Annotated in this window: 19 protein-coding genes; 9 read left to right on the forward strand and 10 right to left on the reverse strand. The window is 64.9% G+C overall.

Annotated features, from left to right (window positions below; genetic code table 11):
* Both VJ109_RS07925 and VJ109_RS07930 read right to left on the reverse strand, forming a co-directional pair.
* Positions 1 to 1,899 carry a hybrid sensor histidine kinase/response regulator gene (locus VJ109_RS07925; RefSeq protein ID WP_324755825.1) on the reverse strand — a complete coding sequence of 633 codons (1,899 nt, stop codon included), beginning with the start codon at positions 1,897 to 1,899 and terminating at the stop codon, positions 1 to 3.
* Positions 1,900 to 1,947: 48 nt separating this feature from the next.
* The gene (locus VJ109_RS07930; RefSeq protein ID WP_324755827.1) at positions 1,948 to 3,495 is read right to left on the reverse strand and encodes a DNA-directed DNA polymerase II small subunit; all 1,548 of its coding nucleotides are present in this window, start codon (positions 3,493 to 3,495) and stop codon (positions 1,948 to 1,950) included.
* Between the two features lie 81 nt (positions 3,496 to 3,576).
* On the opposite strand from VJ109_RS07930, the gene VJ109_RS07935 reads away from it, so the two are divergent.
* Together VJ109_RS07935 and VJ109_RS07940 are read left to right on the forward strand one after the other, a co-directional pair.
* Positions 3,577 to 4,197, forward strand: coding sequence for a S26 family signal peptidase (locus tag VJ109_RS07935; protein ID WP_324755829.1), 621 nt, complete (start codon positions 3,577 to 3,579; stop codon positions 4,195 to 4,197).
* Between the two features lie 71 nt (positions 4,198 to 4,268).
* Positions 4,269 to 4,913, forward strand: coding sequence for a S26 family signal peptidase (locus VJ109_RS07940; RefSeq protein WP_324755830.1), 645 nt, complete (start codon positions 4,269 to 4,271; stop codon positions 4,911 to 4,913).
* Between the two features lie 3 nt (positions 4,914 to 4,916).
* Here the strand turns inward: VJ109_RS07940 and VJ109_RS07945 are convergent, their stop codons facing one another.
* On the reverse strand, positions 4,917 to 6,491 hold the full coding sequence (locus tag VJ109_RS07945) for a Cdc6/Cdc18 family protein (protein ID WP_324755832.1): 1,575 nt from the start codon (positions 6,489 to 6,491) through the stop codon (positions 4,917 to 4,919).
* Positions 6,492 to 7,330: 839 nt separating this feature from the next.
* On the opposite strand from VJ109_RS07945, the gene VJ109_RS07950 reads away from it, so the two are divergent.
* From VJ109_RS07950 to VJ109_RS07965, 4 genes are all read left to right on the forward strand, one after another.
* Positions 7,331 to 7,972, forward strand: coding sequence for an Era-like GTP-binding protein (locus VJ109_RS07950; RefSeq protein ID WP_276178682.1), 642 nt, complete (start codon positions 7,331 to 7,333; stop codon positions 7,970 to 7,972).
* Between the two features lie 4 nt (positions 7,973 to 7,976).
* Positions 7,977 to 8,360 (forward strand): DUF2073 domain-containing protein, encoded by a 384-nt coding sequence (locus tag VJ109_RS07955; RefSeq protein ID WP_276178680.1) that lies wholly within the window; start codon positions 7,977 to 7,979, stop codon positions 8,358 to 8,360.
* Positions 8,360 to 9,037 carry an OapC/ArvC family zinc-ribbon domain-containing protein gene (locus VJ109_RS07960; RefSeq protein ID WP_324755834.1) on the forward strand — a complete coding sequence of 226 codons (678 nt, stop codon included), beginning with the start codon at positions 8,360 to 8,362 and terminating at the stop codon, positions 9,035 to 9,037. The genes VJ109_RS07955 and VJ109_RS07960 overlap by 1 nt, the downstream gene beginning before the upstream one ends.
* An 83-nt stretch (positions 9,038 to 9,120) precedes the next feature.
* Positions 9,121 to 9,276 carry a hypothetical protein gene (locus VJ109_RS07965; protein ID WP_324755836.1) on the forward strand — a complete coding sequence of 52 codons (156 nt, stop codon included), beginning with the start codon at positions 9,121 to 9,123 and terminating at the stop codon, positions 9,274 to 9,276.
* Between the two features lie 52 nt (positions 9,277 to 9,328).
* Here the strand turns inward: VJ109_RS07965 and mdh are convergent, their stop codons facing one another.
* On the reverse strand, positions 9,329 to 10,243 hold the full coding sequence (mdh, locus tag VJ109_RS07970) for a malate dehydrogenase (protein ID WP_324755838.1): 915 nt from the start codon (positions 10,241 to 10,243) through the stop codon (positions 9,329 to 9,331).
* Between the two features lie 108 nt (positions 10,244 to 10,351).
* Between mdh and VJ109_RS07975 the strand changes: the two genes are divergently transcribed.
* Positions 10,352 to 11,086, forward strand: coding sequence for an Sjogren's syndrome/scleroderma autoantigen 1 family protein (locus VJ109_RS07975; RefSeq protein WP_324755840.1), 735 nt, complete (start codon positions 10,352 to 10,354; stop codon positions 11,084 to 11,086).
* Positions 11,087 to 11,138: 52 nt separating this feature from the next.
* Here the strand turns inward: VJ109_RS07975 and VJ109_RS07980 are convergent, their stop codons facing one another.
* From VJ109_RS07980 to VJ109_RS08000, 5 genes are all read right to left on the reverse strand, one after another.
* Positions 11,139 to 11,708, reverse strand: a complete 570-nt coding sequence (locus tag VJ109_RS07980; protein WP_324755841.1) for a redoxin domain-containing protein — start codon at positions 11,706 to 11,708, stop codon at positions 11,139 to 11,141.
* Positions 11,709 to 11,894: 186 nt separating this feature from the next.
* Positions 11,895 to 14,381: a DEAD/DEAH box helicase gene (locus VJ109_RS07985; RefSeq protein ID WP_324755843.1), complete on the reverse strand. Its 2,487-nt coding sequence runs from the start codon at positions 14,379 to 14,381 to the stop codon at positions 11,895 to 11,897.
* Between the two features lie 81 nt (positions 14,382 to 14,462).
* Positions 14,463 to 15,053: a dolichol kinase gene (locus VJ109_RS07990; protein WP_324755845.1), complete on the reverse strand. Its 591-nt coding sequence runs from the start codon at positions 15,051 to 15,053 to the stop codon at positions 14,463 to 14,465.
* A 1-nt stretch (position 15,054) separates the two neighbouring features.
* Complete coding sequence (gene glyS / locus VJ109_RS07995; RefSeq protein ID WP_324755847.1) at positions 15,055 to 16,839, reverse strand: glycine--tRNA ligase; 1,785 nt, start codon at positions 16,837 to 16,839, stop codon at positions 15,055 to 15,057.
* Positions 16,836 to 17,681 carry a CBS domain-containing protein gene (locus tag VJ109_RS08000; RefSeq protein WP_324755849.1) on the reverse strand — a complete coding sequence of 282 codons (846 nt, stop codon included), beginning with the start codon at positions 17,679 to 17,681 and terminating at the stop codon, positions 16,836 to 16,838. The genes glyS and VJ109_RS08000 overlap by 4 nt, the downstream gene beginning before the upstream one ends.
* A gap of 455 nt (positions 17,682 to 18,136) precedes the next feature.
* Between VJ109_RS08000 and VJ109_RS08005 the strand changes: the two genes are divergently transcribed.
* The gene (locus VJ109_RS08005; protein ID WP_276178660.1) at positions 18,137 to 18,304 is read left to right on the forward strand and encodes a DUF7556 family protein; all 168 of its coding nucleotides are present in this window, start codon (positions 18,137 to 18,139) and stop codon (positions 18,302 to 18,304) included.
* Positions 18,305 to 18,357: 53 nt separating this feature from the next.
* On the opposite strand, the gene VJ109_RS08010 is transcribed toward VJ109_RS08005, so the two are convergent.
* Positions 18,358 to 19,218: an HFX_2341 family transcriptional regulator domain-containing protein gene (locus VJ109_RS08010; RefSeq protein ID WP_324755850.1), complete on the reverse strand. Its 861-nt coding sequence runs from the start codon at positions 19,216 to 19,218 to the stop codon at positions 18,358 to 18,360.
* A gap of 133 nt (positions 19,219 to 19,351) precedes the next feature.
* Here VJ109_RS08010 and VJ109_RS08015 point away from each other — a divergent pair, with 133 nt between their 5' ends.
* The gene (locus VJ109_RS08015) at positions 19,352 to 19,930 is read left to right on the forward strand and encodes a hypothetical protein (RefSeq protein ID WP_324755851.1); all 579 of its coding nucleotides are present in this window, start codon (positions 19,352 to 19,354) and stop codon (positions 19,928 to 19,930) included.
* Positions 19,931 to 19,997: the final 67 nt, after the last annotated feature.

Genomic DNA, 19,997 nt, shown 5'->3' on the forward strand with positions numbered 1-19,997 from the left:
TCACTCCCCGGACTCGACGCCGGTGATCTCGAACCGCGAGCCGCCGGCGTCGCTCTCGGTGATCGTGACCTCCCAGTCGTGTGCGTCGACCGCGCGACGGACGATCGCCAGTCCGAATCCGGTCCCGTCGTCGGTCGACGAGTAGCCAGTCTCGAAGACCGCCGTCCGCTCGTCTGGTGGGATGCCAGGGCCGTCGTCGGCGACGTAGAAGCCATCCTCGAGGAACCCGACGGTGATCGTGACCCCCTCGCCGCCGTGTCGGACGCTGTTGTCGAACAGGTTCGCGAGGATCCGGTTCAGCCGCGAGGGGGCGGCGACGATCTGCCTGTCACCGTCGATCGAGAGGGCCGCGGCGTCCGCCGAGAGGGTCTTCCAGGTCCGTTCGGCGGCCTCGCGTACCGACACGGGCTCGGTCTTCCGTTCGGTCGTGTCCTGCCGGGCGAACGAGAGCAGATCGTCGATGAGCGTCTCCATCTTCGAAAGTGTGTCCGAGGCCTCGTCGACGTGGCTCTCGTCGCCGGTCTGTCGCCACAGTTCCAGCAGGCTGTCGGCCTTATGCAGCGGGCTCCGGAGGTCGTGGGCGACGACGCTCGCGAACTCGTCGAGTCGCCGGTTCTGTGCCGCGAGCGCGTTGGTCCGGGACCGCAGGAGCGACTCCCGCTCGATCCGGTCGAACGCGGTCGTCGCGTTGGCCGCGAGCAACCGGCCCAGCCAGAGGTCCGTCTCCCCGAAGTCGTCGGGCTGCTTCGAGTTCGCCAGGAGGACTCCGTGCCGGCCAAGCGGGAAGTACAGCCCGCTTCGCATGTCGGTCTCGGGATCGTAGAGTTCCGGGGCCTCCCTGATGTCCGCGTAGCTACGGACCGTCCCGCTCTCGTAGACCTCCCAGGCGATGCCCTGGTCGAAGGTCACGAGCGAGTCCGCGACCTGCTCGGTCCGTTCCGAGACCGCGACGGGCGCGAGGCCGCCGGCCTCCTCGTCGTAGAGGTGGACGCCGTTGAGTTCGAAATCGAGTATCTCCGCGGCCGCCTGGCTGGTGATATCGGCGATTTCCTCGGTCGTGTCGGCGTCGTAGAGGTCTCGGGAGGCCTCGTGTAGCCGTATCAGACGGTCCTCCCGGTAGCGGCGGTCGGTGATGTCGGTGAGCGAGAACACGACGCTGTCGACCGACTCCCCGTCGAACAGCGGCGCGCCGCTGACCGACAGGACCCGTTCGTCTCCCTCGGGCCACTGGATCTTGTGGACGAAGTCGAAGATCGGTTCCCCGGTGTCGACGACCCGTCGGAACGGGAGCTTCTCGTCGGGGATCTCGTCTCCCTCGAGGTCGCGGATCCGCCACTCCGGGTCGTTGTACGTCCGGTCGGTCACCGCCTCGCGTTCGAGGCCCAGCACCTGTTCTGCTCGCTGGTTCGCGAAGACGAACCGGCCATCCGAATCGAGCTGGACGACGCAGCTGGGGACGGTCTTGAGGATCTGTTCGAGGCGGTGTCGCTGCTGGGAGACCGCCGTGGTCGCCTCGCGGGCCGTCACCGCGTCGTCGATCCGGTCGGCCAACAGTCCCCACGTCGACCGCACGTGGTCTCTCCGGTAGTAGTCGGTGACCCCCGCCGAGACCGCCTCTTCCCGGAGCGATTCATCGTCTCTGTCGACGAGCAGGACGAACGGCAGGTCGGGGTCTCGTTCCCGGAGGTCCTCGAGGAAGGCGAGCCCGTCGGTCCCGGGAGCGGCGTGCCCGGAGACGACACAGTCGTACGCTTCGTCTCGAAGCCGGGAGCGCGCGTCGTCGGGGCTCGACGCCGTGTCGACGCGGAGCCGATCGTTCGCGGATTCTAAGGACTCGGTCGCCGCGTGGCGGAACTCGGCGTCGTCGTCGACCAAGAGCAGACGGATGTCCCGGCCCATAGATCACTGTAGGTCCGGACAGTAACAACGTTTCCCCCAGGCGGTCGATCACGCGAACTTCCGGACGGTCATCTCCAGCGTATCCAGATCCAGAATCGGCGCGAAACCGGCGTCGGGGTCGATGTTGACGGACTTCTGGAAATCGGTCTGGGCCTGCCAACACCCGGAGTTCAACGCCAGGACGTTGTGGTACTTCCCCCAGCCCAGCTTGTGGACGTGGCCGGTGTGGAACACGTCGGGAACCTCCTCCATAACCAGATAGTCCCGGTCTTCCGGTGCCAGACGGGTGTGGCCGCCGTACTGGGGGGCGACATGACGTTTCTTCAGGAGCTGGTACATCGCCTTGTGTGGCTCGTCGTAACTGGCTTCCTCGTCGGGGAGTTCGGCGATGACCTCGTCCAGCGAGACGCCGTGGTACATCAGGATGGTGACGCCCTCCACCGTCACCAGCGCCGGGTTCGAGTGGACCTGGGCGTCGTGGGCGGTCATGATCTCCCGGAGTTCCTCGTCGAAGCCCGGCTGTGGTTCGGCCAACCGAACCGCGTCGTGGTTGCCCGGGATCATCCGGATCTCCATGTCGCCCGGCACCTCCTTGAGGTACTCCGAGAACCGCTCGTACTGCTCGTAGACGTCGACGATATCCAGTTCCTCGTCCTGCTCTGGGTAGACACCGACCCCCTCGACCATGTCGCCGGCGATCAGTAGGTACTCGACGTGTTCGGCCTCGGGGGTGTGGAGCCAGTCGGTAAAGCGGTGCCAGGCGTCGGCCATGAACTCCTGGCTCCCGACGTGGACGTCCGAGATCAGCGCCGCCTGGACGTGCCGGTCGGCCGTCGACGGGCTATGTGTCCGTGGGATGTCCGGGAAGTGCAGCGAGTCGACGAAGAGGATCCCACCGTCGTCGGCCAGAGTCCCCTCGACGGCGACGACCTCGTCGAAGAGGAGTTGCTGGACCAGATCGGCGATCGGTCGGTCTTTCATCACCAGACAGGGGAAGGTCCCGTTGGTGTCCTCCAGTTCGACGAGCCAGTGGCCGCTCGCGGTCGTCCGGATGTCCGAGACCATGCCGACGAGTGCAGCTTCGCTTCCCCCGCCCATTCGCTCGATAGCGTCGGTCGGGCGGTGGTTGACTCGGCCACGGAGATGCGCCGAGAGTTTCTCGTAGCGGTCCCGGAACACCTTCACGAAGTCCTGGTACTCCCCGGTCCCCGTCGAGTGGCCGGTCATGTCGTTGGCGACCTCGATCGCACGGAGCGTGGGATCGACGTCGCGAGACCCCCTTGTTTCAGGTGGAGACTGCGCCCCCGCGTCAGTCGGTTTCGACCGCTCGTTTCCAGTCGAAACGGAGGGGTCGCCGACAGCGCCACCAGCCGGTCCCGGGCTCCCCCGGCTATCGACGGGCTGTTCGTCGGTTCGGACCTGGTCGACGTGGTCAGCAGTGAGTTTCAACGCGTCCGATGGCATCGTTTCCAGTGCGCGATCGAGGGTCGCCTGTGGGTCGGCCGTGTCGGCGATTCGGGTGATCGCTTCGCGTTCAGCGTTGTAGCCGCGGCTGGCGAGTTCGCTGACGATACGTGCCGGCGTCTCCAGAGGCACGGTCGACACTCCGTGTCCGAGAGCAAAAGGCTGCCGGACCCGACACAGTATTGATCGCTCGGTACCGAGAACACCCCACGAATGGGAGCTGACGACGGGACCGCCGCCCCTGCCGGCTCACGATCCCGGCGCTACCTGCGTGACATCCTCAGTAGCGTCACTGCCGTCGCTATGGTCGGACTCTTCCTGTTTGCGGTCAGTGGGCTCTGGCCGCCGCTGGTCGCCATCGAGAGCCCCAGCATGGAACCCAACATCGAGACCGGGGACATGGTGTTCGTCATGGCGGAGGATCGGTTCCCCGCCGAAAACGCGAGCCACGGCGTCGTTACGGCGGCGACGGGAGCCAACACCGGATACGACCGCTTCGGGCGCGGCGGTGACGTCATCGTCTACGAGCCAAACGGCAACGAGCGCCGAACCCCCGTCATCCATCGGGCGATGCTGTGGGTCGACGCCGGCGAGAACTGGTACGACCGCGCCGACGAAGACGATCTCGGGGCTGCCGACAGCTGTGCGGACCTCCGGTACTGTCCTGCTCCCCACGCCGGCTTCATCACGAAAGGGGACTACAACGGCGGCTACGATCAACTGGGACAGCGTGCGATCAGCGAACCGGTCCGTCCCGAGTGGGTCATCGGCACCGCTGAAAGGCGGGTCCCGAAACTCGGCTGGGTGAGTCTCAGGTCGAACGCGGACGAGTGATCCTCGGGTCACCCAGAGCGGAAACCGCACAGCGGAAAGTTGATAGCCCGTCTGTGTAAAGCCGCAACTCGATGGACGGCACCGACAGCCACCCCGTGTCGGCAGACACCGACGACCCCGAACGGATCGCCTACGTCCTGGATATCCTCAGTAGCGTGGGCAGCGTCCTGCTCGTCGGTGCGCTGTTGTTCGCGATCAGTGGCGTCTGGCCCCCGCTGGTCGCCGTCGAATCCTCCAGCATGGACCCGAACATCCAACAGAGCGATATGGTGTTCGTGATGTCCGAACAGCGGTTCGCCGGCGAACAGGCGACAAACGGCGTCGTCACCGCCCAGCAGGCCGACCGCTACACCCGCTTTTCCGGAAGCGGCGATGTCATCGTCTACGAGCCCAACGGCAACGAACGCCGGACGCCGGTGATCCACCGCGCACAGTTGTGGGTCGAGGCCGACGAGAACTGGTACGACCGTGCCGACGAGGACGCCGTCGGAACCGCGGACAACTGCCGGGAACTCCGGAACTGCCCTGCTCCCCACGCCGGCTTCATCACGAAAGGCGACAACGAACGGACGAACGGTGCCTACGATCAGGCCAGCGGGATCAGCGGCGTCGTTCGCCCCGAGTGGGTCGTCGGCACCGCCGAGATACGTATCCCTCTGTTAGGGGAGATCCGTCTCCGGTGGAACCAAGCCGGTAGAACCGTCGCGCTGACGTAGCGCTCAGTTGTCGAACCTGGCCTGGACGAACGGCTGGACGTCTTCGATATCACCCAGCCGCGAGTCCGACAGCAACACGGCTTCTGTCTCCTCAGTCGGAACCGACACCGATATCTCCTTGGTCCGTCCGTACCGCCCCTTCGAGACGACGACCGCGTTGACGATCCCGAGCATGTCCAGTTCGGAGATGAGGTCGGTGACCCGCCGCTGTGTCAACACGTCGGCGTCGATCTCCTCACAGAGGTTCTTGTAGATGTTGAACACCTCGCCGGTGTTGATGCTGTGGACGCCGTTTTTCTCCAGGAGGATGATCGCGAAGAGGACGATCTTCGACTGGGTCGGCAGCGTCCGGACGACCTCGACGACCCGATCGAGTTCGATCTTCTCCTGGGCCTGGCGGACGTGAGCCTCCTCGACCTGGTCGGTCTGGCCACGTTCGGCGAGTTCACCGGCGGTCCGCAGGAGATCCAGCGCACGCCGGGCGTCGCCGTGCTCCTGAGCGGCGAAGGCCGCACACAGCGGGATGACGTCGTCCGAGAGCGCGTCGCCTTTGAACGCGACGTCGGACCGGGCCTGGAGGATGTCCCGAAGCTGGTTCGCGTCGTAGGGGGGGAAGACGATCTCCTCCTCGCCGAGGCTGGACTTGACACGGGGGTCGAGGAAGTCGGTGAACTTCAGGTCGTTCGAGATCCCCATGATCGACACCCGGGAGTTCTCCAGTTCGGAGTTCATCCGCGAGAGATTGTACAGCGTGTCGTCGCCCGATTTCTCGACGAGCTTGTCGATCTCGTCGAGCATGATGACTACGACGCGTTCGTGGTAGTCCACGGCGTCGAAAAACGAACTGTAGACGCGGTCGGTCGGCCACCCGGTCATAGGTACCTCCTCGAATCCCGCTTTGTCTTCCTCTAAGGACTCGATCCGCTCGTCGATCCCCTCGACACCGGTGAACTCCGTCCCGTCGAGTGCCGCTTCGTCTTCGCGGGCACGCGAGCGCAGGTCATCGAGTTCCGCGACCCGGTCGTCGATCACCTCGGTGTTCTTGTCGATGAACTTGTTGGCTAACTGAGCCAGTACCCGGTACTGCGTGTCAGTCACCTCACAATTGATGTACTCGACCTCACAGGGGACCTCGTACTTCTGGGAGGTCGTCTCCAGTTCCTCGCTGACGAACTTCGCGCTGGCAGTCTTTCCCGTCCCGGTCTTCCCGTAGATGAGGATGTTCGACGGCGTATCCCCGCGGAGTGCCGTGACCAGGATCGTCGCCATGTTGTTGATCTGCTCTTCCCGATGGGGAAGCTTGTGGGGGGTGTAGGAGGGGCGAAGGACCTCCTTGTTCTCGAATATCGGTTCACCCTCCAGGAGATCGTCGAACAGTCCACGGGAGGCCTCGTCGGAGCCGTCGGACCCGGTATCGAGATTGTCCAAGACAACATCGTCGAGATCAGGGGGGCTCGTCGGGGGCGTCTCCGTATCAGCGTCGGTGTCCTCGTGTTGGTCGGAACCGCCAGACCGGGCGCTGTCTGCCTCCGACGACGAGTCCTGGTCTCCAGTCGATCGATCGATTGGGTCGGTCATTGTGGTCGGTGAACCCCCCCGTTTCGGGTGGAAAGCGTTGTCCGCACCCAGCAAACGGGCAGCAGAGCCCTTGGTAAGCCATTTTTGCCGGTTTTCCACGCTCTCGGGTGCGTCCAGTTGAACCAGATGAAGTGGTGCGTGATTGGATATTAAATATTTCGGTCGATGGCACGGTTCGGGTGGGTGTATCTACCGAGTGGACGGGAAACAAGGGTGGGTCTGCGGTGAGTGGGGTAGGAGTGGGGAAGCCGACGATTTTGGCGACTATTCCGGAGACCGGCGATCGGCGGGCCTGAAACCGCCGTATTCCGTGATCGATGGGTCAGATCAGAGGAGGGGACTAGCCGACGACCCCAACCCCCCCACCCCTTCGTTTCGAGTGGAACGGCGAAACTGACCGGGGGATGGGGGGAGGGGGCCAGCGGTTACGCGTCTAGACTAGGAAGGATTTATATACTATACGTCTAAACCAAAGCCGCACTAGAAAGAAAAGATATTTTTCTAGACCGTCCCTGTACTGTACTAGTGTTTCAGCCGGTCTAAGCTAGATATACTTAGCTTCCCTCCTAGCGCGCGGTCACTCACACTCCCCTCTCTTTCCCCTCCAACCCTGTTTTCACCGGCACCCATCCCACGGGGTGTTGCTGTTCCACTCGAAACGAAGGGGTGGGGGGCTTCGAACGATCGCTTCTGGTCCGGAGACGATCCACAGAGGAATGAGACACCTTCCCAAACCTATCCGAATAGTTATGTTTGTCTGACGTAGGCTTAAGTAAATTCCACTGTCTTCTACAGCCAGAAGCCGCCATACCGGCACGTCCGGGCGGCGGGAGGATAGGATGGGACTGCTAACAAACCTCAAAGACAGCATCTCACGGGCAGCATCGACTCTGTTCTCGGAGGAGGACCCGAAGCGGATCGGTATCTACGGGCCGCCAAACGCCGGGAAGACGACACTCGCGAACCGGATCGCTCGGGACTGGACCGGCGACGCCGTCGGGCCGGAGAGCCACGTCCCACACGAGACACGACGGGCTCGCCGCAAGGAGGACATCGAAATCGAGCGCGACGGCAAGACCGTCACTATCGACATCGTCGACACGCCCGGCGTGACGACGAAAGTCGATTACACGGAGTTTCTCGAACACGACATGGAGAAAGACGACGCCGTCCGCCGGTCCAGAGAGGCTACGGAGGGCGTCGCCGAGGCGATGCACTGGCTCAGGGAAGACGTCGACGGCGTGATCTACGTGCTCGACTCGGCGACAGATCCGTTCACGCAGGTCAACACGATGCTTATCGGTATCATCGAGAGCCAGGACCTCCCGGTGCTGATCCTCGCGAACAAGATCGACCTGGAGGATTCGTCGGTTCAGCGGATCCGCAACGCCTACCCCCAACACGAGACGATCCCGCTTTCGGCGTTGGAAGGCGACAATATGGACGAAGTGTACGACAAGATCGCGGAATACTTCTCGTGATACCATGCCTGAAATAAAAGACCCGGACGACGGCGTGCAGATCGACCTCGTCAGCGGGGAGCGAATGGAGGGGCTCACGACGATGGAGAAGATCCGGACGGTACTCGACGGCGTCCGAGAGGGGAACATCGTCATCCTCGAAGAGGGCCTCTCGCCCGACGAGGAGTCACGCCTCATCGAGGTCACCATGACCGAGATCAGCCCCGACGAGTTCAACGGCATCGAGATCGAGACCTACCCGAAGTCCGAGGCGGCCAATACGGGCCTGCTCGATCGGCTCATGGGGAACGAATCGACACAGAAACTCACGGTCATCGGCCCGGCCAACCAGATCGAGACGCTCCACAAGGACGAAAACCTCATCAGCGCACTCGTCTCCCGGAAATAATGCCTCACCAGTGTACGAACTGTGGCCGCGCGTTCGAGGACGGCTCCAAGGAGATGCTCTCGGGGTGTCCGGACTGTGGCGGCAACAAGTTCCAGTTCAGACCCGACGGCGTCGACTCCTCGACGCCACCCGAGACGGACACGGAGCCACCCGAACCGCCGGAAGCTCCCGGATCGGACAACACCGTCGCCCGCACCGTCGGGAAGACGGCGGCGACAGTTCGTGATTTCGTCGGCAGCGGGCAGGGTGACACCCACGACGCCGGCGTCGACACCACTGGTTCCAGTGGAAGCGACGGGGTAGACCCGGAACCAGAGGCGGAGGCGTCGGCACCCGCAACCGAGGACGCCGCGCAGGCGAGCGCACGCGGCGACGTGGTCGGGCCGGACGAACTCCCGGACGATCCGCCGGCCGAACCACCGGACGAGCCGGCCGTCGAAGCGCAGTCCCCGGAGACACCGACTGATTCTGCCGACGGGAGCGACGACCCGGACGAGCGGCCGGACCTCTCGGAGCTCCGGGAGGAACTCAACGAACAGTTCGAGTCGATCAAGGTTCTGGAACCGGGCCAGTACGAACTGAACCTGATGGAGCTGTACGACCGCGAGGAGTACATTGTCGCACTCGAAGAGGACGGCCGGTACTCGATCCAGGTCCCCGAAACGATCCGGGACTGACGTAGCTAGACCGCGTGGAAACCCGCTATTCTCCGGGTTTATCCGGGAAAAACATTATATTATCGCCACGAGAGTGTTCTCCCATGTCCTCGAACGACCACTCACCGACCGACTCACATCTGGAGGAATGGGCGGCCCTCCTGGGGACCGAGGTCGAGTACGCCGAGTCCGAGGACCCGGAACTCGGCCGACTCGACGAGGACCCGGAACTCGGCCGACTCGACGAGGACCGAACCTGAGCCTCGATCGATTACACATCGGCGCGGGCGGGTCGAAAAAACCGTACGGGCGTTACGCGATCTCGTCGTACTGCTCGGAGAGCTTGTCGGCGGCCTCCGCCATCAGCTCCTCCTCGTAGTCGTCGAGGTCCCACTCGACGATCTCCTCGACGCCGTTGCTCCCGAGACGGACCGGCACGCCGAAGGCGGTGTCTTCGTGGCCGAACTCGCCTTCTAGCTTGACCGACGCCGGCAGCACTTCGCCGGTGTCACGGACGATCGCTTCGACCATGTGGGCGACGCCGCGGGCAGGCCCCCACTCGGTCGCGCCCTTGCGCTCGATGACGTCCATCGCGGACTCCTGGAGGTCACCCAGAATACGTTCGCGCTCGTCGGCGTCGAACTCGGGGTCGGTGCCGTCGACGCGAACCTTCGAGAAGACGGGGACCTGTGTGTCGCCGTGTTCGCCCAGGATCGTCGCCTCGACGTTCTGGGTCGGGGCGTCGAACTCCTCGGAGAGGACGTACCGGAACCGCGCCGAGTCCAGGCGGCCGCCGAAGCCGATGACCTGCTCGCGAGCGCGGTCGCCGGCCTCGTAGAGGTGGCGGTTCAGCAGGTCCACGGGGTTGGAGGTCGTCAGCGAGACGTAGTCGTCGTTGTGCTCGTCCAGCGAGGACTGGATGTCCTCCATGATCGGCGCGTTGTCGCCGGCGAGGTCGATTCGAGTCTGGCCGGGCTGGCGGGGGATACCGGCCGTGATGACGACGACGTCCGAGCCGGCGGTGGCCTCGTAGCCGCCCTGCCGGACCGTCGTGTTCGAGTCGTAGGCGATGCCGTGGTTGGTGTCGGCCGCCTGCCCGATCGTATCTTCTTCCTTGTCGGGAATGTCGACGAGGACGACCTCGTCGGCGATGTCTCGGAGTGCGATGTTGTACCCTGCCGCGGCGCCGACCGTTCCGGCCGCGCCGACTACGCTTACCTTTGTCATACCATCCGAAACGCCTCCCGCGCCGACGTTAAACGTGTCGAAACCCCTGTATCGGGAGGGGCACTCGGACCCGTAAAGGGTTTTCAGCGCGATGGCGTTGTATCGGGTATGAGTGACTTCGATAAGGAAGCCGAACGCGAGAAACTCCGGGAGAAGTTCGAGAAAGAGGAGGCCGAGCGCGAGGCGACCGAACAGATGAGCGAGCTACTGCTGAAGGGGGCGACGATGACGAACGCCCACTGTAGTACGTGTGGTGATCCCGTCTTCCGATACGACGGCCAGGAGTTCTGCCCGACCTGTCAGAAACCGATCACACGTGGGGAGAACGAACAGGACGAAGACGGCGACACGGCTGACGGCGACCACATCGAGGTCGCGGACCCGAGCGAGGAGGCTCGTGTCCAGTTCGGCGACCAGGAGGACGAACCCGAACCGTCGGCGGACGCCGCGGGGACTGCAGGCGAGCAGACTCCGGATGCCTCCGGAGCGGGAGGCGTGGCCGGGAGCACGGACGGCGATACCCGCCTGAACGCCGACGCCGCTCCATCCGAAACAGAGGCTGTGTCGAACCGCCAACCGACAGCTGATACCCAGATTGCGGCGTCTCGATCCACACCGGCTGGCGGGAACGATCCCAGTGATCCGACCCCCTCTGTTTCAACTCGAACTGCGGAGCTTCCCGAGGAAGCCGCGACCGATCTGACGGAGGCAAAGCGCCTGCTCGCACAGACGGCCCGGCAGTTCGCACAACGCGCTGCCGACAGCCAGGACCCACGGGACGCACGAGAACACCTCCAGGCGGCCCGTGAAGCGGGGGCGGCGCTGGACGCGATGGACTTCTGAGAATCGCGATAGCCTGTCGACCCACCGACCGCGATACCGACAAATCGGATCGTCAGTAGTTGAGGTTCACGAGCCCGCCGTCGGAGGTGATCTGTCCGGGCCGGTCGGGGGCCTCGCCGTCGCGGTGGCGGTCGACCCGCTGTATGAGGTCGTCGATGGTCGGGATGTCCTGTGGGTTCGGCCCGCCGTGGCGCGAGACGATCCGGAGTTGCTCCCCCTCACACTCGAACAGTGCGACCCCTGGGAGCCGTGGGATCGTCCGCTGGAACGGGGCGAACGTGTCGAACTCGTCGGGCGCGTCGTCGTCGCCGACGATGTTCGTTTCCGGGTCGGCAAGCATCGGGAACGGAAGGTCGTAGCGCCGGTGCCACAACAGCGCCCGCTCCCTGATGTCCGGTAACACCGGGACGACGGCGACACTGCGGGTCGCGAACTCGTCGTAGCGGTCTGCCAGGTTCCGGACGAGTTCCCGGCACAACGGACAGTAGTGGTTCCGCAACAGCACCGCGAGCACGTAGTCGTGATCGGTTGCCAGGTCCTCGGACGCGAGTGTCTCGCTGCCGGCACCGATGTTGTGTAGCTCGAACTCGAAGTATCTCGTCTCAGACTGTGATTGTTTCACGTCGCTCTCTTCCCCCCAGCGGTTCTATATCTCCCTCTGATATGAACGTTTTTGTCGGAGCGAATCGTGCCCGAACAGCCCGATACGACTGTCGCGTACCGGCATCGATGGATATGTATCCGGGCTGGTATGAGTGGTACCCCCTCGGAGCAACCGGACGGCGCTCCGTGGGCGGTCGTCCCCGGCCTACCCGTCGTGGTAGTCGCCGCCGACGACCTCTCTGATCCGTTCTGCGGTCACCGAGCCGACTCCGTCGACCGCCTGTAGCTCCTCCTCGTCGGCAGTCAGGACGGATTCGACGCTCCCGAAGTGTTCGAGCAGCGACCGAGCGGTGACCGGACCGACCTCGCCGATCGCGGCGACGACGTACTCCTGTTGTTCGGGCAGCGTCCGGGACTGTTTCTCGCCGTGGACGCTGACCTCGCGGTCGGCCTCTTCCTGTTCGCGCTGTGCGATGGTCTCTAAGAGGTCCGCAGTCTCGTCCTCGTCGGCGGTCTGGAGGACGCTGGCACCGAAATCGACCGACAACGACGAGAGCGCCCCCTGGATCGCCTTCCGGTGGACGTTCCGGGCGCCGTAGAGGTCCCCACCCTCGATGACGACGACGGGACGGGCGTAGTGGCGCGTAGCGTCGCCGACCTGCTCGAACATCGAGCGGTCGCCGCCGGTCAGCGTATCGAGGAAGTCCGAGACGGTCTTGCGTTCGACGACCACCCGGTCCGAGAGGACGTAGTCGCCGACGGCGAGCGTCTCCAGGCGGGTCTCGATCCCCTCGCGGGTCGAGAGGTCCCTGGCGATCGTCGCGTCCAGTTCCCGCTGATCGGCCACGATCTCGACGGTCTCCTCGTCGCCGTCGGCCGTCGCGACCGTGCCGTCGTCGGCTCCAGCATCATCGTCCCCGTCGTATCCACCTTCCGGCGTCGCCTCGCCGGCGAACGCGTCCAGACCCGCCTGGCCGTTGCCCTCCGTTTCGGTTGGAGCGTCCGATTCGGAGGCGACCGACTGCCCGCCGTTTCCACTCGACTCACCGTCCCCGTCTCCACCCGAACCGTCGCCGTCACTGCCGGCTGACCCGGAACCGTCGGCATCCTCGTAGTCGTCCAGCCCGGTCTGGTCGAGTTCGGCTTCGAGGTCGCCGGCGACGCTCTTGAGGTCCTGTAGCTCCTGTTGCATCCGTTTCTGATCGTTGCGGGCCTTCCAGAAGTAGGCCTCGTCGCGGGTGTCCTCGGCCAGCAAGACGACCACGCGGCCCTCGGCCTGCCGGCCCGTCCGACCCTTCCGCTGGATGGCTCGGATCGCCGTCGGGACAGGTTCGTAGAACAACACCAGATCGACCTCGGGGACATCTAGCCCCTCCTCGGCGACGGAGGTCGAGACGAGTACCTCGAACTCGCCGGCCCGGAAGCGGTCTAGCGTTTCCTGTTGCTGGGTCTGTGTCATTCCCTCGCTGCCGTCGGTGTCGCTCTGGCCGACGAACTTCTCGGTCTCGAAGTGGTTCGAGAGGAAGTCCACGAGCGTCTCGGCGGTGTCCCGGGACTCGGTGAAGACGATGACCCGCTCGCCGTTCTCGATGCCCAACGTTTCGGCGAGCAACATCCGGGTCCGGCGGAACTTCGGATGGAGGTCGTCGTACTCCCGGGCCTTCCGGATCGCCTCGCGGATCTTTGGCTCGCTGACGAGTCGCTGGTCGGCCTTCGACGCGCCCGAGGAACGGGCGGCCTCTTTCAACCGCTCGAAGTACCGCCGCAGGGACTCGACGCTCTGGGTCTCGATGTAGGTGACTGCGGTCCGGAGCTTCCGGATCTCGGCGAGCAGGCTCATCCCCTGGTAGCCCTCGCTCTGGTCGTTGTCCATCAACTGCCGTAGCTCGGCTTGCATCCCCTGGATCTCCCGCTCGGAGAGGTCCGGCGAGGACTTGTTGGTCACGCCCAGTTCCTTCAGTTGTTCGAGCCGGTCGGCGACGACCTCGTTGATCGCGTCGCGGATCTCGACGACCACCTCGGGGAGTTCGATCCGTTTCCACTCGACGCTGGTGTCGTGGGTGTAGTCGGCGACGTCGGCGTCGTCCTCGGTCATCACCGCGACCTCCGAGAGCCCGAGGTTCTCACACACTTCGAGGATCGCCTCCTCGTCGTCGCCCGGCGAGGCCGACATCCCGGTCACCAGCGGGTCGGTCGCGTCGGCGTGGTAGCGCTCGGCGATGTAGTTGTAGGCGTAGTTGCCGGTGGCGCGGTGGCACTCGTCGAAGGTACAGTGGGTCACGTCGGCAAGCGAGATCCGGTTGCCGACCAGATCGTTCTCGACGACCTGTGGCGTCGCGATGACGACGCGGGCGTTCTCCCAGAGGGCGGCCCGGTCGTCGGGTCTGACCTCGCCGGTGAAGACGACGATCTCGTCGTCGGGGACGGTCAGCGCCTCGCGGTAGAACTCGGCGTGTTGCTGGACGAGCGGTTTCGTCGGCGCCAGCATCAGCGAGGTCCCGCCGACGCTGTGGAGTCGCTGGGCCGTGACGAGCAGCGAGACGGTCGTCTTCCCGAGGCCGGTCGGGAGACAGACGAGCGTGTGGTTCGAGCCGGCGGTCTCGGCCAGTTCGACCTGGTACCGACGGTTCTCCAGGAACCCCTGGGTCACCAGCGGCCGGTCGAGGTACTCCCCGCTTTCGGCGGTCGCCATTTGGCCGGAATAGTCCCCGATAGCGGTTAAGGGTTCAGGTACCACGGTGAAAGTGAACGCGAGGACGGACCGGCCGGACCGTCACACCGGGAGGACGGCCACGCCGACCCACATCGCGGTCGCGCCCAGCACCGGGATCGAGAAGTTGTCGTCGACGACGTAGCCGGCGATCGTCGGTTTGACCCCGTCGGCGAAGGTGGCCGCAGCCCCGCCCAGTACTGCCGCCGCCGGCGGGACGAACGGGGCGGCAAGCAGCGTACAGACCCCGAACATCACGAGCAGGACCCAGGTCTGCTTGACCGCGCTGGCGCTGGCAGAGCCCAGGAGGCCGCTGATGGGATCGCCGATCGCGAGCATCAACATCGCGGGCACGGCGACGTTCGTGGTCATCCCGCCGATCCCGACGGCGAAGGCGACCAGGGCCATCCCGGCGATGTACAGCGCGTACCCCGCCGGATTGTCCTGTTCGTACTCGCGGGTGAGCCGGTCGTAGATCGCCCAGTCCAGGCCGACAGAGAGCCGCAAGTACTCCAGGACGACGACGGCGAGCAGACAGACCGCCAGGAACGCCTGGACGACCCGCCAGGTGACGAGATCGGGGACCAGCAGGTGACAGAGCGGAACCGCCGACCCGGTGGCGTGGACCAGACGCCTGGCGACCTCGTCGGCCATCTTACAACGCGTCGAAACTCGCCTCGCCCTGGCTCAGCGCGACGAGGTGGTCGGCCAGGCTATCGATCGGAACCCGTTTCTGCTCGGTGGTGTCCCGCTCCCGGAGCGTGACCGTCGCTTCTTCGATCGATTCGTAATCGACTGTCACACAGTAGGGGGTCCCGATCTCGTCCTGGCGGCGGTAGCGCCGGCCGATGGCACCGGCGTCGTCGTAGGTGACCGACAGGCCGGCACTCCGGAGGTCGCGCGCGATCTCGCTGGCGAGGTCGTCCATCCCGTCTTTGTCCATCAGCGGGAAGACGCCGACGGTCGTCGGGGCCTGTTCGGCGGGGAGATCGAGGTAGGTCCGCTCCTCGCCGTCGATCTCGTCCGTGCTGTAGGCGTGGGCCAGCACCGTATAGACGAGTCGGCCGACGCCGAAGGAGGGTTCGACGACGTGGGGACGGACGTGTTCGCCGCTCTCGGTAATCTCCTCGACGCTGAAGCCGGTTTTCTCGATCGGGACCGTGTACTCCTCGCCGTCGGCTTCGACGGTCACTTCGCCTTCTCGGGGCTGGTCGCCGCTCGAACTGTCCGCGGAGCGCTGCTCCGCGCTGTCGAACGCTTCGGGCTCACGCTCGGCCAGCGCTTCGAGCGCGTCGGCGACTGCCTGTGCGGCGCCGCCGAACTCCGGGCCGAGGTAGCTCATGTCCGGATCGACTGTCGGCCGCTCGACGGTGATCGGCTCGTCGTACTGCTTGAAGACGGTGTAGTCCTCGCCGGAGTGGTCGGCGTGTTTGTCGAGGTCGTAGCTGCCCCGGTAGGCGAAGCCGGTGATCTCGATCCAGTCGCCGTCGACCTCGGCCTCGGCGTCCCAGCAGTCAGAGGCGTAGTGGGCAAGCTCCCCGGGCAGGTGCTGGCGGAACCGGAACCGGTCCATGTCGACGCCGATGCGCTCGTACCACCCTTTCGCGACGCCGAGATAGTAGGCGACCCAGTCGCTCGTGACGACGCCCTCGTCGACGGCCTCCCGGACGGTCAGGTCCCGCTGGCCGCCGTCCGCGGCCTGCTGGGCCTCCGCCGAGTACAGCGGCAGTTCCACGTCCGCAACCGCCGACAGCGGTGGCTCGTCCTCCTCGGGATCGACGAAGTGTTCGAGTTCGGCCTGAGTAAATTCTCGCACGCGCACGAGGGACTTCCGGGGAGAGATCTCGTTGCGGTAGGCCTTCCCGATCTGGGCGACGCCGAAGGGCAACTGGTTGCGGGCGTACTCCGAGAGCTGCGGGAACTCGACGAAGATGCCCTGTGCGGTCTCCGGGCGCAGATAGCCCGGTGAGGAACTCCCCGGGCCGATGTTCGTCTCGAACATCAGGTTGAAGTTCTCGACGGGTTCGCCGGCCAGGGCGGCCCCACAGGAGGGACACTCGATGTCGTGGTCGGCGATGAGGTCCATGATCTCCTCGTTGGGGAGGGATTCGGCCTCCTCGATGTCGGTGGCGTCCTCGACGACGTGGTCGGCCCGGTGGGTCGCGCCACACTCCGCACACTCGACGATCATGTCGTCGAAGCCGTCGAGGTGGCCCGACGCCTCGAAGACGGGTTCGGGCATCACGTCCGGTGCCGAGATCTCCTGGTGGCCTTCGCGGACGACGAAGCGGTCCCGCCAGGCGTCCTCGATGTTGTCTTTCAGCGCGGCGCCCTGTGGCCCGTAGGTCCAGAAGCCGGCGGCGCCGCCGTAGGAGCCGGCCGCGGGGAAGTAGAACCCGCGGCGTTTGGCCAGTTCGGTCAGGCGCTCGCCCTCGTTCATAGGCCCTCCAGGAGGTCCACGTCCCGGACGATGCCCACGAGTTCGTCGCCGGCGACAAGCGGGATCTGCTCGATGTCGTGTTCGATCATCAGCTGGGCCGCCTCCTCGGCCGTGCGGCGCTTGCTGACGGTGACGACGTCGGGGGTCATGAACTCCCGGACCGGTTCGGCCGGGATCTCGACGTTCCGGGTCGGCATGTAGCGGCCCCCGACGGCTTTGATCCCTTCCCAGGCCCACTCGTCGTCCTGGTTGGCGATCGAGTCGCCGGTGTCGTCCTCGCCTTCGACGACGCGGGCGGCCTCGATGATGTCGACCTCGGTGAGCATCCCGGTCATGTCGCCGTGATCGTCGAGGACGACGCCGTAGGGCACGTCGGCGTAGGAGAGTTCCCGCTCGGCGACCGTCAGCGGGGTCTCGACGTAGACGCTGTTGACGTCCGCGCGGGCGAGGTCGCCGACGGTGGCGCTCCCGTCGACGTCTCCGTTGGCGATAGCGCGGATCACGTCGGTCATCGTGACGATCCCCTCCAGACCGTCACCGACGACCGGAACGCGGCGCTCGCCTTCCGTGAGCATCAACTGGGCTGCTGCCTGGAGGGTGGCGTCGGCGGTGATCGTCGGGACTTCCTCGACGAGCATCGCGAGCTGGTCTTCGTCGGGTCGCTCGATGAGCGCCTCCCGAGTGACGAGTCCCCGGAACTCCTCCCCATCGTCGGTCGGTTTGATGACTGGAACCGAGGAGAAGCCTCGGTCTTGGAGGTACTCGAGGACGTCGTCACGGGTGCCCGGAATCTCCACCGTGACGACCTCCGAGCGCGGCGTCATCGCGTCTGCAACGTTCATACTGCCAGAACTTCCTGCCCGCACCTACTAAGTCCTTAACATCCGCCGGTTTTCCCCGCACGTCCGCCGGTCACCAGCGCCGCTGTGGCCGGCGCCGCAGTCGCTGTTTCGTTCTCCCTGACCCTCGTTGATCGACGTGTGGCGGGCAACCCGTCCACGCTCGGACCGCCTCGCCCTGTTGCCGACGACGATGCTGTCAACTCTTCCGGTGACTGGGGACCGACCTCATCCAGACACTGATGAATGGACGATGGAACTCGGGTAAGACGGGTGTTCTCACTTCGAACGGGCTGACTATACCTGAAAACCGGATAGCGGAGGGAGTACCGACGACCCGAGTTTCTCTCCCGGTAGTGATATATAACGAACATATGTCGGACAGAAGGATGACAGAAATACCGCCACCGTCCGTGGATTCCGCTATGTTTATATACTGGTGTTACATATTGTCATGCATGGAGCCGGACACGGTTGCCCCAGTGGAGGTTGCTGAGGACGCAGAAGTCATGGCTTCCGTCGAGGAAGGCACGACGGACACGCTCGTCATCGCGGATGTCTCGCAGGACGACGCCTATATGACACTCCCACTGGTAGACGCCGCGTCCCTTCCCGAGTGGCGGTAGCTCGGGTACACACCGCTTCGATCCGTTTTTCGGGGCGCTCGATCCAAGAGCCGTCAGTGGGTCTGGACCCACAGTCGTCCCATCTTCGTGAGTCTCGTCTCGTAGCTTCCGCCCACGTCGACCCGTCGGAGGAACCCCTTCGCTTCTAGTTGACGGACGTTGTACTGGACCTTGCTCCGGAGTGACTCGTCGGCGTCCTCGCTGCGCCGGGCGGCTAGTTCCCGGGCCAGCGCCGACGTCGACTCCGTCGGGCCGGACTCACCGAGCACTTCGACCAGTTCCCGTTCGAACTCACGGAGTTCCGCCAGCGGAGCCGGGGGCAACTCGACGTAGCGCTGCCCGTCGATCTCGCGGGCGCCGGTGGTAACGCCCCGCTCCCGGACTGTCTCCAGCAGGTCTTCGATCTCGGCGATGCGGTCGTCCGTATCGCCGCCGTCCCTGAGGAAGGACAGTTCCGCCTCCAGTTCCCGCAGGAGGCTGGTCGTCAGATACGCCTCCGGGGGAACGTAGTAGACGTGGATCTGGTCGCGCAACTCGGGGCGTTCGTTGACCAGGGTGTTCGCCGCCGTCGCGAACCCGAACGAGACCGTTCTGGGCATCGAAGAGATGTTGATCCAGACCTCGTTCTCGGGAACCCGCTCCCGGAGTGCCCGGTATGCGGTCTTGTAGGCGTTCTCGTAGTCGTGGACGCTGTCGATAAAGGCCGTCTCTACGTCCGCGCCCAGCACCCGTTCGAAGGTGTACTCCAAGCGATGGAACATCCGCTCGGCGAGATCGGCGACCTCCCGGTCGTCGCTGTGGCGCCGCGCCCGGTAGAGGACGACGGCGTCGGCCGACAGTTCCCCCTGGGTGATGGGCAAAAACAGTCGCTCGACGTCGATCCCGACCGGGATCAGATGGATCGTCTCGCTCACTGGTCGAGTGCTGTGACCCCGCCCTGAAAGCGTTTCCTCATCTCCCGGTCCCGATCCCTGTGTACAAACAAATTCACACAGTAATGTACTGCGGTCCACAAATTTTAACCAGAACTGCCCCGTTCTCACGGCCATGACTCCGACCCCTCGCTCGGAACCCCACGCGGCCGTGATGAACACGGTCAGCGGACGGGAGTTCAGACCGTTCGACCCACAGCCCGAGGATATCGCACTCGCCGACATCGCGCACGGCCTCTCGAACATCTGTCGGTGCTCGGGACAGACACGGGAGTTCTACAGCGTCGGCCTCCACTCGCTGTACGTGAGCCGCGAGCTGGCTGCGAGCGATGAGTCCGCCCGTATCCAGTTGTACGGCCTACTCCACGATGCTCCCGAGGCGTACGTCTCGGACCTCGTCTCCCCGGTCAAGCGCCACCTGGAGCGGTACCGAGAGATCGAAGGAGCGATCCTTGAGGCCGTCTGGACGGCCTTCGACCTCCCTGCGCCGACCGACGAGGTCTGGGAGCGAGTCCACGAAGCGGACGTACGGTTGCGCCGCTACGAGTTCGATACCTTGCTCCCGGAAGTCGTCGACGGTGAACCGCCGGACCGCTCCTACGACCTCGCGGCCGACAGCCATCGTGATGTCGCCGCGACCTTCGAGTCCCGGGCACGGGATCTGGTCGCCCAGACAGACGCCGAACTACCCTGACCTCCCGGAGCGACCGCCGAGGGTCGGTCGGATACGCGAGTACGCGCGCGGCGAGAAAACAAGCGTT

It is taken from the genome of Haloarcula montana (assembly GCF_035666295.1).
Taxonomy (GTDB): Archaea; Halobacteriota; Halobacteria; order Halobacteriales; family Haloarculaceae; genus Haloarcula; species Haloarcula montana.